We start from the raw sequence: 11,940 nt of genomic DNA on the forward strand, positions 1-11,940 counted from the left end.
CCGCTTGCCAGACCGTAGAACGGCCTCCCTTATCGACATACGCCGCCTACCGTCGCCGTAGTCCGTGATTACTTTCCGTTTGGTCGCACCTTCCAATCGTTTCGGCGCTTCGCCGGTCGCGGTTCGGCGACCGGAGATCCGGCGGGTATCGGCGTGGTCGTCGCCGACTCAACGGTCGTCCGACCGCTGCCGGCCGTCCGCCCGCCGGTCGTCGGCCCGTTCCGTCGCGAATCGCTCGCGTTCTCCCCCTGGCGGCCCGTGGACGAGTTCGTGGATGCCGATGACGAGCGACGGCACGACGATCATGAAGATGTGTTCTTCCAGGGGGATGCCGAGCAGTTCGACGCCCGTCCGCAACGGAATCGAGAAGACGCCCACTTCGAGCGTGTACCAGTCCCATACGTAGGCGATGGGGTAGAGCACGGCGACGGTCTTGCCCGCCCGGCGGAACGCGTTCGCTCGCCAGAGGAGGACGGCTGCGAAGCTTCCGAACACCACCTCGGTTAACAAGTACGTATAGGGTCCGAAAACGCCGATATCCGGCAACGCCGCGAGAGCGAAACGGACACCTCCGGTCGCTGAGGACCCCATGACAGAGTACACCACACCTACTATACAACCTGGTATCGGAAAGCAGCGGGGGGTAAACAACCTTCAAGGCCTCAGGAGAAGTAGATGGCACTTGGGCCATGGACATTACTGACATAGCACTCCAGGACTTCGTGGAGCTGGAGGCCGACACCCGACTCGGGAAAGTCCGGTCTGCGTTCGAGCGCGAGAACCCGAAGGGTATCATCATCACCGACGACGGCGACTACGTCGGGGTGGTCGGCGAGAAGCAGTTGATTCAGTCGCACATCGAAGACAACACGAAGGCCGCCGCGTTGATGCGCTCCGCGCCGCGCATCGACCGTCACGAGGATGTCCGCGAGGCGTCGCGGATGCTCATCGAGGGTGACACCCAGATTGCCCCCGTCTACGAGGGCGAGAAGCTGTGGGGCATCATCACGAGCGACGCGATTCTCGAAGCCGTCCACGAGAACTTGGACGCGCTCACCGTCGAACAGATCTACACCGAGGACGTGGTGACGATTCGCGAGGAGGACCGCGTCGGTCAAGCCATCAATCGTCTCCGCGAGAACGGCATCTCTCGACTCCCCGTCCTCAACGAGAACGGCAAACTCACCGGCGTGCTGACGACGCACGACATCGTCGACTTCGTCGTCCGCGACGAGGTTCGACAGGGCACCGGCGACCGAAGCGGCGACCTCGAACGGATGCTCGACCTGCCAGTGTACGACCTGATGACGAGTCCGGTGTTCACGACGAACCCCGGCGAGTCGGTCAGGGACGCCGTCTCGAAGATGTTCGAGAACGACGTCGCCGGACTGGTCGTCACGCCGTCGGACAGCGACTCGGAGGTGCTCGGCGTCCTCACGAAGACGGACGTGCTTCGCGCGCTGACCTACACCGAGGAGGAGCAGATGGACGTCCAGATCACGAACGTCGAACTGCTCGACACCGTCACGCGGACGGAACTCGTCGAGAGTCTCACGCAGGTCGTCGACAAGTACCAGGAGATGCAGGTTCACCACGCGCATCTGCGTTTCCACGAACACAAGGAGAAACTCCGTGGGACGCCGCTCATCCAGGCACAGGTCAGACTCCGGACGAGCCACGGACAGGTCGCCGGCTCCGGGGAGGGCTACGGCGCGGAACACGCCTTCCGCGTCGCCCTCGACAAGCTCGAACGCAACGTCCTCGAGATGAAAGGTATCAACGCCGACGAGCAGTACCGCGGGCAGTTGCTACGGAAACTCGGCGAGCTATAGAACCGCGAGCTTTTGCGCTGCGGGCCGCCTTCGGCGGCCCTCGGCAAAAGCTCTCTTCGCGGCTTCGCCGCGAAGGCTTAGCAGACGCGAAGCGTCTGCTCTCGGACCAAAAGCACCGTCAGAGCTTCGCTCTGACGAGCCCTCGTTCGTTTCACTCACGAGGACACTCCTCTCTCACTTCAGCGCGCGGAACGCGCTTCCGTTCGGTCGTCGGCCCCCTCGCTCGGCCTCCTGCCTCGCTCGCGGTAGCACAACTGGGCTCGGTTGGAATCCTCCAACAGCTGAGAGGGACTGTATGCTGAATACAGAGGGTGTATCTACCGAGACAACACGATGTGCTCCGTTTTTCACTCCGAGAGAATTGCAGTCACGTCGGTCGATGAGATCATTCCAACGTAGTCATCATCGACAACTGGGAGGTGTTTGATACCGTAGGTGTCCATCATCGCTGCAACTTCTTCCATGTAGAGATCAGGAGTAATGGTCTCCACGTCGGTCGTCATCACGTCTTCTACCTGTAACTCCGAGATGTCCCGTCCGTTAGCAATTGCGTCGAGAACGTCTGTGCTGCTAATAATCGCCCGTGGCGTGGTCAGTACGACTAATGCGTTGATGTCCTTTTCTCGCATCCGCTGTACGGCCTCCAGTACGGTCACGTCTTTCGAGATCGTTTCTAGTGGCGTGGACATTACGTCTCTCACGGTCAGACTGGCAGGAGAACCCATAGCTGCAGGATAGGGTGTGTCACCTATGAAGTTTTCCTCAGTACGTGTAGGCCTTACCCAGCACGGATGATTGAACCGGTCCGGAGCTATCGCCTGTCATGATAAGGGGCCGCAAGATACGCGCCCTGTATTCAGCACGACCGCTTAGAACCAGTATACAACAAGAGCTTCTACAGGACCAACAACAGACCTCAAACCGCCGAATCAGAACTCCTCGGTCGCTTCCAACCCCGAGCCCGTAATCCGGAACGTCACACTCTCACCGGCGGCTTTCGCGCGATGTTTCTCCAACGTCGCTCGGCGATTGCCGCCGCGGAAGCGGTCGAGGCGGACGACGACGCCGGTCCAGTGTTCGAGCGTGTTGCCGCCGAGCGCTCGCGTCCGGTCTGTGTCTGGGTCGGTGAACACCTGGTTCGTCAACACGACGGCGATGTCGTGTTTCCGTGCCAGAGAGAGCAGGTGCGTCACTTGGCGGGCGACGCGGCGCAGCGATTCGCCGCCCTCGCCGCCCTCGATGGTGCGTTCGAGTCGGTAGAACCCGGTGGCGCTATCGAGGACGACGAGGTCCGCTCTGTCGGCGAACTCCTCGACGTCGCGGACGGCCTCTTCCTGTTCGGCGAAGTCATACGCCTCGGTGACGATGACGCGGGAGGCGACGTCTTCGAAGGCTTGCTCGTCGTCGGTTCGTGCCTCGACCAACTGGCGAAACCGGTCGATGGAGAGCCCTTCGGTGTCGATGTAGACGACGGTTCCGCCCGCTGCGGCGACGTCGACGGCGGCCGACAGCGCGACGTTCGTCTTCCCCGCCGCCGGCGCGCCGTACACCTGCGTGACGGTCCCGCGTTCGAGACCACCCCCGAGCAGGTCGTCGAGCGGCGCGCACCCCGTGGAGAGTGTTTCGGTCACAGTCGCCGTTGGCGTGGTCGGCGGAAAAAGACCCCGATACGCGCCACAGACGCCGTTCGACGGTCCACGGGACGCTCCGACTCCCGACACGAGTGGCCGTTTCGCACCGTGTTTTTAGTCTCCGGGGTCGAACGTAGGGCGTGATAGTCGTCGCGACGGAGGATTTCGAGCTGTACCACGAGGCGGTCTCCGCGCTGCGTGAGCGCGGCGTGACGTTCACCACCGTTCGCCCGGACGAGGACCTCCCGGACGCCGCGAGCGTGCTGGTCACCGCTCCCGACGACGCAGTCGCCGACCTCCCGGCCGACGTGACCCACATCAACACCAGCGCCGACGACGTTCGGAAGGCCGTCGAGGAGGCGCTCGCGGTTCTCCGCGGCGGCGACCGGCGGACGATTATCGGCGTCGACCCCGGTACGCGCCCCGGTATCGCCGTCCTCTCGGGCGAGATGGTCGTCGCGGCGTTCCAGGTCCCGCTCTCGGAGGCGGTGGAAGCGATTCGTCGCGAAGCCGACGACGCCGTCGACCCGCTCGTCCGCGTCGGCGACGGGGCGCGCCTCCAGAGCGCCCAGATCGTCAACGACCTCGAAGACGTGCCGATCGAACTCGTCGACGAGACGGGGACGACGCCGTATCTCGGGACCGGCGCGCGCGGCATGGGCGACGTGCTCGCCGCGGTCAACATCGCCCGTCTGGAGGGCGAGCGCGTCGACTCCCGGGACATCGAACCGACGCCGGGCGAGTTGCAGGTCATCAAGAACCGGTCGCGGGAGCGCTCGGCCGAGAACCGAACTATCGACGAGTCGCTGGCGCGTCGCGTCGCGGCTGGCGAGTTGAGTATCGACGAGGCGTTAGACGAGCACAAGAACGGGGACGTGGGTGACGAGGCCGAGTCGCGTGACGGCGACGATAGCGACAGCGACGACAAGAACTGACTACTCCTCGCGAGCCTCGGCCACCGCGCTCTCCGCGCGCCGCATCACCTCGCGAACCGGAAGTCCCGTCTCGCGCGCCACCGCCATCGCGTCGTCGAACTCGGCGCTCCGGTCGTAGACGACGCCGTCGGCGTCGCTTGCGACTTTCACGCTCACTTCGTACTCCCCGCCGTCGATCTCGAGCGTCGCCGTCGCAAACGCTCTGGAAGCGACCCAGCGGTGGCCCGCGCCGTGTTCGCGCACGCCGAGCGTCCCCGTCTCTTCCGCCAATTTACGGGCGACGCGCTCGGCGTCGGCCGGGCGAGCGATGACCTTCACCAGATGTCCGGGACGGGATTTCTTCATCGTCGCCGGGAGGATGGAGACGTCGCGCGCGCCCGCGTCGGCGAGCGTCTCCTGCAGGCCTCCGAGAACTTCGGGCGGCGCGTCGTCGAGATTCGTCTCCAAGACGGTGATCTCCTCGCGCGTGAGGCGACCGCCGCCGTCGCCGACGAGCGCACGTAACACGTTCGGATGCTCGGGGAAGTCGTAGCCGCCAGCGCCGTAGCCCGACTGCCGAACGCGGAGGGGCGGGAGGTGGTCGACGCCCTCGGCGAAGTGTGCGAGAATCGCCGCGCCCGTCGGCGTCAGCAGTTCGGCCTCGACGGGACCGCCCTTCAGCGACCAGTCGGCGCGTTCGGCGATTTCGACGACGGCAGGTGTCGGCACAGGGTAGACGCCGTGGCTCATTCTCGCCTCGCCGCCGCCGGTCGACAGCGGCGTCGTCACGACGCGTTCGACGCCCAAGTCGTCGAGCAGTAGACACGCGCCGACGATGTCGGCGATGGCGTCGTCGGCACCGACTTCGTGGAAGTGGGTCTCTTCGAGGTCGGTGTCGTGGACGGCGGCCTCCGCCTCACCGAGGGTGCGGAAGATGTCCAGCGCATCGGCTTCGACGTCGTTCGGCAGTCCCATCGACTCGACGATGTCGACGACTTCGGTGTACTTTCGATGTGGCCCCGAACCCTCGGCGCGGGTGTGGTCGTGTTCGTGGTGGTCGTCGTGGTGGTGCCCGTGGTGGTGCTCGTCGCCACGGCCGTGGTGATGGTGGTCGTCGTTATCGTGTTCGTGAGGCCGATGACTGTCACCGCCGTCTTCGTCGCCGCCGTTTTCGTCTCCCTCGTCACCGCCGACGAGCAACACGTCGACTGTCGTGGAACTGATGCCGTTTTTCACCGTTGACCCGACGTCGTGCCGAACATTGAGTACTGTCTCCACCGGTGACAGCGCATCGGGGTCTGCCCCGGCCGCCAGCAGCGCAGCGAGAATCATGTCGCCGCTCGCCCCCATCCGTCCGTCGAACGCGAGTGTGTCCATGTAGAGTGGGCCTCTCGAAGAGAGAAAAATCTCCCGTCGTCCAGTAGTCCGCTCGCGGTTCCGAAGTCGACAGACGACCTGTTCAGACAGTAGCAATATGTACGGCGGCATCGTACTGTGCTACACAATGACATCGATACGTTCAGCAGGCCTGAGTACGGCCGAAACCCCCGGGAGCAAAGAACTTATCCCGTGTGACCGCCGAATTGCACGTATCCCCGCGAGTACATTATGAACGAAGTCCAACTCGAAGTGGCGAAAGCGTACCCGAACGACTCGGGGCGCGGTATCGCCCGTCTCGACCCGGACACGCTTCTCCACCTGAAGCTCTCACCGGGCGACATCATCGAAATCGAAGGAGGTGAGACGACCGCTGCGAAGGTCTGGCGCGCCGACCGTCAGGACTGGAACACCGACACCGTCCGTATCGACGGCTTCACCCGACAGAACGCCGACGTCGGTATCGGCGAACGCGTGACGATTCGGAAAGCCGAAGCCAAGAAAGCGAACAAACTGGTGCTCGCCCCGCCCGAGGAGGCGAGCGTCCAGTTCGGCTCCGACGCCGCCGGGATGGTCAAACGCCAGATTCTGAAACGGCCGGTCGTCGAACGCGACATCGTCCCCGTGATGTCGAGCACGAACCACCCGTTCATGCGCTCGCCCGGCCAGGCGATTCCGCTCATCGCCGTCGAGACGGACCCCTCGGGCGTCTGTCTCATCACCGAGGACACCGAGGTCGAACTCCGCGAGGAGCCGATCTCGGGGTTCGAGCGCGCGCAGGGCGGCATCACCTACGAGGACATCGGCGGCCTCCAGGGCGAGATTCAGCGCGTCCGCGAGATGGTCGAACTGCCGATGAAGCACCCGCAGATCTTCAAGAAACTCGGCATCGAACCGCCGCAAGGGGTGCTCCTGCACGGCCCGCCGGGCACGGGTAAGACGCTCCTGGCGAAGGCCGTCGCCAACGAGACCTCCGCGAGTTTCTTCTCCATCGCTGGGCCCGAGATCATCTCGAAGTACTACGGCGAAAGCGAACAACAGCTCCGCGAGATATTCGAGGACGCCAAGGAGGAGTCGCCGGCCATCATCTTCATCGACGAACTCGACTCTATCGCCCCCAAGCGCGAGGACGTCACCGGCGAAGTCGAACGCCGCGTCGTCGCCCAACTGCTGACGATGATGGACGGCCTCGAAGCGAGGGGCCAAGTAATCGTCATCGCGGCGACGAACCGCGTCGACTCCGTCGACCCGGCGCTTCGCCGCCCCGGCCGGTTCGACCGCGAAATCGAGATCGGCGTCCCGGACGAGGTCGGTCGTAAGGAGATTCTCCAGATTCACACCCGAGGGATGCCGCTGTCGGACGACGTGAGCCTCGACCACCTCGCCGACGAGACCCACGGCTTCGTCGGCGCGGACATCGAGAGCCTCACGAAGGAGGCGGCGATGAAGGCGCTCCGGCGCTACCTCCCCGAGATCGACCTCGACGAGGAGGATATCCCGCCGAGTCTCATCGACCGGATGATCGTCAAGCGTCAGGACTTCAACGGCGCGCTCGGCGAGGTCGAACCGAGTGCGATGCGCGAGGTGCTCGTCGAACTACCCAAAATCAGTTGGGACGACGTGGGCGGGCTCTCCGACGCCAAGCAGTCGGTCAAGGAGTCCGTCGAGTGGCCGCTCACCTCCCCCGAGAAGTTCGAGCGGATGGGAATCGAAGCGCCGAAAGGCGTGCTGCTGTACGGCCCGCCCGGCACGGGTAAGACGTTGATGGCGAAAGCCGTCGCCAACGAGACGAACGCGAACTTCATCTCGGTGCGCGGGCCGCAGCTGCTGTCGAAGTGGGTCGGCGAGTCCGAGAAGGCCATCCGGCAGACCTTCCGCAAGGCGCGGCAGGTGAACCCGACGGTCATCTTCTTCGACGAACTCGACAGCCTCGCGCCCAGCAGAGGTCAGGAGATGGGAAACAACGTCTCCGAGCGCGTCGTCAACCAACTCCTGACCGAGTTGGACGGTCTCGAAGAGATGGGCGACGTGATGGTCATCGGCGCGACCAACAGGCCGGATATGATCGACCCCGCGCTCATCCGCTCGGGTCGGTTCGACCGCCTCGTCCTCATCGGCGAACCCGACGAAGAGGGCCGCGAGCAGATTCTGAAGATTCACACCCAGAACAGTCCGCTCGCCCCGGACGTGAGTCTCCGTGAGATCGCCGAAATCACCGACGGCTACGTCGGCTCCGACCTCGAAAGCATCGCCCGCGAGGCGGCCATCGAGGCGCTCCGCGAGGACGACGACGCCGAGGAGGTCGAGATGCGGCACTTCCGCAAGGCGATGGAGAACGTCCGTCCGACCATCACCGACGACCTGATGGACTACTACGAGCAGATGCAGGACCAGTTCAAGGGCGGCGGTCGCGGCGACCAGTTCGCCGAGCGCGGGGGCGGGCGCATCGGCTTCCAGTAGCGACCTTTTGCGCTGCGGGCCGCTTCGCGGCCCTCGGCAAAAGCTCTCTTCGCGGCTTCGCCGCGAAGGCTTAGCAGACGCGAAGCGTCTGCTCTCGGACCAAAAGCACTCCTTCCTCGCTTCGGCCTTCGGCCTCCGGGAGAGCGAAGCTCTCCCGTGCCCTCGCTCACTCCGTTCGCGAGGACTCCGCTCGGTCGTCGGCCCGCTCGCTCGTTTCACTCGCTCGCGGTACAACTACCTGCACCGAATTCACGTGACGCTACTCCTCGTTCTCGACGATCTCCACGTGTTCGCGGAGCCACTTCACCGCCGCGTCGACCGCACCGGGGTCCTGGCTCGTCACTTTGATTCGGTTGTACTCGTCGCCGTTCGTCGGATAGCTGCCGACGGCGACGTCGAACTGGTCACGGACCTGTGCGAGTTGCGAGTGCATCGCACCTTCGGGGGCGGGCGTCCGGAGCGTCTCGGAGGTGACGTCGCCGCCGAAGTCGTCGGCGACGAGGTCGAACATCGCGTGCATCTCGCTCGGGATACCGGGGAGCACGTAGACGTTCTGCATCACACACCCCGGCGAGAGGCCGGTCGGGTTGAGAAGCGGACGTGCGCCATCGGGAACCGACGCCTGCGCGTCGGCATCGATCTGGAGGTCGTAGTTCTCCGCGAGCTCCGGATTCGCCTCGCGGAACGCCGCGACGGTCTCTAAGATATCTTCCCTCGCCGTCTCGTCGACGACGAGCGGGACGCCGAACGCCTCGGCGACGCCGTCCATCGTCAGATCGTCGTGCGTGCCGCCGAGGCCGCCGGTGACGACGACGCCGTCGTAGGCGTCGCTCCACTCTCGAACCGTCTCGGCGATGACCGACTCCACGTCGGGCACGGTGAGGATGCGCGTCACCGTCGCGCCTCGCTCGGTCAACTGCTGGGCCAGCCACGTCGCGTTCGTGTTCTCCGTATCCCCGGCCAGCAGTTCGTCGCCGACCGTAAGAATCGCCACGTCCATGCCCCTACTGCGTCCTACGGCCGATTAAGCGTTGGTCCGGCGGCAGACGGGACGGTGCTGTGTGGTTAATGTCAAGTCCGTTGCACCGCGACCGAACGAGCGAAGCGAGTGAGAGAGCGGGCCGACGACTGAGTGGAGGTGCGAAGCACCGAAACGAAGGAGGAGTGCTTTTGGTCCAGCTTTTGCCGAGGGCGCGCTCCGCGCGCCCGCAGCGTAAAAGGTGGGGTTCTAGTAGATGAGCGCGTCGTCGTTCTCAATCATGTAGAGGGTGCGGGCGGCGATATTGACCGCGTGGTCGCCGACGCGTTCGAGGTCGCGAATCGTCAGCAACAGTCGGGAGACGTCCTGCATCATGCTCTCGATGTCCGCATCGTCGTTGGTCTCACCCTCGATGAGGTCGCGAACGACGATTTCGCTGGCGGCCTCGCACATCGCGTCGAGTTCGTCGTCCCGCTCGGCGATGGCGTAGCACGCTTCGGCATTGTCTTGGGCGTACGCATCCATCGCCTCGTCGAGCATCTCCAGCGTGAGGTCGCCGATGCGCTGGATGTCGACGTCGGGGAAGACGTCGCGCTCGGCGCTCTTGGCGTACTGCCCGAGATTGGTCGCGAGGTCGGCGATACGTTCGAGGTCGGTGATAATCTTGAACGACGCGGCGATGAAGCGGAGGTCGCCCGCGACGGGCTGTTGGAGGGCGATGAGGTCGATGCACTGCTGTTCGAGATCGAGATACATCCGATTTATCTCGGCGTCGCCTTCGATTATCTCCTCGGCAAGCTGATCGTCCTTCTGTTCGAGCGCGTCCATCCCCATCCGGAGACGTTCGCTGACGACTTCGCTCATGTAGAGCACGTCCTCGCGGAGAGATTCGAGTTGAGATTGGTATTCGTCGCGCGGCATACCTCCGACATGCGTCGGTTAGTGTAATGTATGTTGTGCCTGAGGTGGCCGCGGCGACCGGCTTTCCCTCGGCTGTAGGCGGTCGTACTCGGACGGCCGACGAGGCGGAAGCATCCTCGGTCGAAGTACCGCGAGCGAACGTAGTGAGCGAGCGGACCGACGACCGAACGGAAGCGCGAGACGCGCGCTGTAGTAAGGGAGAAGTGTTTTTGATGAACCTTTTACCGAGCGAGCGAGCACGCCTCCGGCGTGCGACTGAGGCAGCGCAAAAGGTTCTAGTAGATGAGCGCGTCGTCGTTCTCGACCATGTAGAGCGTGCGGGCGGCGATGTTGACCGCGTGGTCGCCAACGCGCTCGAGGTCACGAACGGTGAGGAGGAATCGGTTCACCTCGCCGAACAGTAATTCGTCGCGTCCGTCGGGGTCGAACTCGACGAGGTCGCGGACGACGCGTTCGCCGACGCGTTCGCAGAGGCCGTCGAGTTCGTCGTCACGGTCGGCCACCGCGTAGCAGGTGTCGGCGTCTTCGCGTGCGTACGCCGCCAGCGACGCCTCGACCATCTCGACAGTGAGCTTGCCGAGGTCCTGCAGGTTCACGTCCGGGAACAGTTCGCGCTCGCGCGAGAGGAGGTAGCCGCAGATGTTCGCCACGAGGTCGGCGATGCGTTCGAGGTCGGTGATGATCTTGAACGAGGCGACGACGAGTCGGAGGTCGCCGGCGACGGGCTGTTGGAGGGCGAGCAGGTCGACGCAGCGGCGTTCGAGGCGGAGGTACCACTCGTTTATCTCGTGGTCGCGTTCTGCGAGCGAGCGTGCTCTGTCGGCGTCGCGGGCGTCGAGCGCCGCGAGCGCCTTCCGGAGTCGGGAGACGACCGCCTCACCCATGGCGAGCACCTCGTCTCGCAACTCGTCGAGTTCGCGCTGAAACTGCTCGCGCGGCATACCGGACTATCCGAACTTGCCGGTGATGTAGTCTTCGACGCGTTGGCTCTCTGGATTCTCGAATATCTTCTGCGTGTCGTCGAACTCGACGAGTTCGCCGCCGGTGAGGAACACCGCGGTCTTGTCCGAGATGCGTGCGGCCTGCTGCATGTTGTGGGTGACGATGACGACGGTGTACTCCTCGGCGAGGTCGGCGATGAGGTCTTCGACCTGCGAGGTGGCGACCGGGTCGAGCGCCGACGCCGGTTCGTCCATCAGGATGACGTCCGGGTCGACGGCGATGGCGCGGGCGATGCAGAGGCGCTGCTGCTGGCCGCCCGAGAGGTCGAGCCCCGACTCGTCGAGGCGGTCCTTCACCTCGTCCCACAGCGCCGCCGACTTGAGGGCGTTCTCGACCTTCTGGTCCAAGTTCTCGGTCTTGCCCTGTATCTTCAGCCCGTAAGCGACGTTCTCGTAGATGCTCTTCGGGAACGGGTTCGGCGACTGGAACACCATCCCGATGCGTCGCCGGAGCGCGACGGGGTCGACGTCGTCGTCGTAGACGTTCTTCCCCTCGAACTTCAGCTCTCCCTCGATACGGCAGGACTCGATGAGGTCGTTCATCCGGTTGATACACCGGAGGAACGTCGACTTCCCACAGCCGGAGGGACCGATCATCGCGGTCACTTGCTGCTTCGGAATCTCGATGTCGATGTCCTGTAGTGCCTGGGTGTCCCCGTAGAACACGTCGAGATTCTTCGACGAGACGACGGTTTCGGTTCGTTTCGGCTGGTTCAGCTCGTCGCTGTCGACCACTTCCGACCCCGGCCGTGGCGACGTCTGCGATTCGACGCTACTGTCGCTCTCGGTGTTCGGGTCGGGAGTAGTCATGTTCTCCTTGCTCAT

General features: G+C 64.2%; 11 protein-coding genes. 3 read left to right on the top strand and 8 right to left on the bottom strand.

The features are described 5' to 3' along the window. Positions 1–168 precede the first annotated feature (168 nt). Positions 169–591, bottom strand: a complete 423-nt coding sequence (locus tag LAQ74_RS01980) for a lycopene cyclase domain-containing protein (RefSeq protein WP_317987377.1) — start codon at positions 589–591, stop codon at positions 169–171. Positions 592–689: 98 nt separating this feature from the next. Here LAQ74_RS01980 and LAQ74_RS01985 point away from each other — a divergent pair, with 98 nt between their 5' ends. Beyond that, a complete protein-coding gene (locus LAQ74_RS01985) occupies positions 690–1,832 on the top strand; it encodes a CBS domain-containing protein (RefSeq protein WP_224334362.1) in 1,143 nt (380 codons plus the stop codon). A 347-nt stretch (positions 1,833–2,179) separates the two neighbouring features. Here LAQ74_RS01985 and LAQ74_RS01990 read toward each other — a convergent pair whose 3' ends face one another. Both LAQ74_RS01990 and radB read right to left on the bottom strand, forming a co-directional pair. Then, positions 2,180–2,521: a CBS domain-containing protein gene (locus LAQ74_RS01990; RefSeq protein ID WP_425498543.1), complete on the bottom strand. Its 342-nt coding sequence runs from the start codon at positions 2,519–2,521 to the stop codon at positions 2,180–2,182. 240 nt (positions 2,522–2,761) lie between these two features. After that, the gene (gene radB, locus LAQ74_RS01995; RefSeq protein WP_224334366.1) at positions 2,762–3,463 is read right to left on the bottom strand and encodes a DNA repair and recombination protein RadB; all 702 of its coding nucleotides are present in this window, start codon (positions 3,461–3,463) and stop codon (positions 2,762–2,764) included. Positions 3,464–3,603: 140 nt separating this feature from the next. On the opposite strand from radB, the gene LAQ74_RS02000 reads away from it, so the two are divergent. Beyond that, on the top strand, positions 3,604–4,398 hold the full coding sequence (locus LAQ74_RS02000) for a hypothetical protein (RefSeq protein WP_224334368.1): 795 nt from the start codon (positions 3,604–3,606) through the stop codon (positions 4,396–4,398). Here LAQ74_RS02000 and larC read toward each other — a convergent pair whose 3' ends face one another. After that, positions 4,399–5,754 (bottom strand): nickel pincer cofactor biosynthesis protein LarC, encoded by a 1,356-nt coding sequence (larC, locus tag LAQ74_RS02005; protein WP_224334370.1) that lies wholly within the window; start codon positions 5,752–5,754, stop codon positions 4,399–4,401. A gap of 231 nt (positions 5,755–5,985) precedes the next feature. On the opposite strand from larC, the gene LAQ74_RS02010 reads away from it, so the two are divergent. Continuing rightward, entirely contained in the window at positions 5,986–8,214 is a 2,229-nt protein-coding gene (locus LAQ74_RS02010; protein WP_224334378.1) for a CDC48 family AAA ATPase, read from the top strand. Positions 8,215–8,473: 259 nt separating this feature from the next. On the opposite strand, the gene LAQ74_RS02015 is transcribed toward LAQ74_RS02010, so the two are convergent. The 4 genes from LAQ74_RS02015 to pstB form a co-directional block, all read right to left on the bottom strand. Continuing rightward, the gene (locus LAQ74_RS02015; protein WP_224334380.1) at positions 8,474–9,214 is read right to left on the bottom strand and encodes a competence/damage-inducible protein A; all 741 of its coding nucleotides are present in this window, start codon (positions 9,212–9,214) and stop codon (positions 8,474–8,476) included. 228 nt (positions 9,215–9,442) lie between these two features. Then, positions 9,443–10,114 (bottom strand): phosphate signaling complex protein PhoU, encoded by a 672-nt coding sequence (gene phoU / locus LAQ74_RS02020; protein ID WP_224334382.1) that lies wholly within the window; start codon positions 10,112–10,114, stop codon positions 9,443–9,445. A 275-nt stretch (positions 10,115–10,389) separates the two neighbouring features. After that, complete coding sequence (gene phoU, locus LAQ74_RS02025) at positions 10,390–11,055, bottom strand: phosphate signaling complex protein PhoU (protein ID WP_224334392.1); 666 nt, start codon at positions 11,053–11,055, stop codon at positions 10,390–10,392. A 6-nt stretch (positions 11,056–11,061) separates the two neighbouring features. Further along, positions 11,062–11,940, bottom strand: a complete 879-nt coding sequence (gene pstB, locus LAQ74_RS02030) for a phosphate ABC transporter ATP-binding protein PstB (RefSeq protein ID WP_224334394.1) — start codon at positions 11,938–11,940, stop codon at positions 11,062–11,064.

It is taken from the genome of Haloprofundus halobius (assembly GCF_020097835.1).
GTDB lineage: Archaea > Halobacteriota > Halobacteria > Halobacteriales > Haloferacaceae > Haloprofundus > Haloprofundus halobius.

Excerpts from the sequence above, each read along its gene's own strand:
- LAQ74_RS01990 (WP_425498543.1), bottom strand. The coding sequence starts at position 2,521 with ATGTCCACGCCACTAGAAACGATCTCGAAAGACGTGACCGTACTGGAG.
- LAQ74_RS01980 (WP_317987377.1), bottom strand. The coding sequence starts at position 591 with ATGGGGTCCTCAGCGACCGGAGGTGTCCGTTTCGCTCTCGCGGCGTTG.
- pstB (WP_224334394.1), bottom strand. The coding sequence starts at position 11,940 with ATGAGCAAGGAGAACATGACTACTCCCGACCCGAACACCGAGAGCGAC.
- LAQ74_RS02010 (WP_224334378.1), top strand. The coding sequence starts at position 5,986 with ATGAACGAAGTCCAACTCGAAGTGGCGAAAGCGTACCCGAACGACTCG.
- phoU (WP_224334382.1), bottom strand. The coding sequence starts at position 10,114 with ATGCCGCGCGACGAATACCAATCTCAACTCGAATCTCTCCGCGAGGAC.
- LAQ74_RS01985 (WP_224334362.1), top strand. The coding sequence starts at position 690 with ATGGACATTACTGACATAGCACTCCAGGACTTCGTGGAGCTGGAGGCC.
- LAQ74_RS02015 (WP_224334380.1), bottom strand. The coding sequence starts at position 9,214 with ATGGACGTGGCGATTCTTACGGTCGGCGACGAACTGCTGGCCGGGGAT.
- larC (WP_224334370.1), bottom strand. The coding sequence starts at position 5,754 with ATGGACACACTCGCGTTCGACGGACGGATGGGGGCGAGCGGCGACATG.
- phoU (WP_224334392.1), bottom strand. The coding sequence starts at position 11,055 with ATGCCGCGCGAGCAGTTTCAGCGCGAACTCGACGAGTTGCGAGACGAG.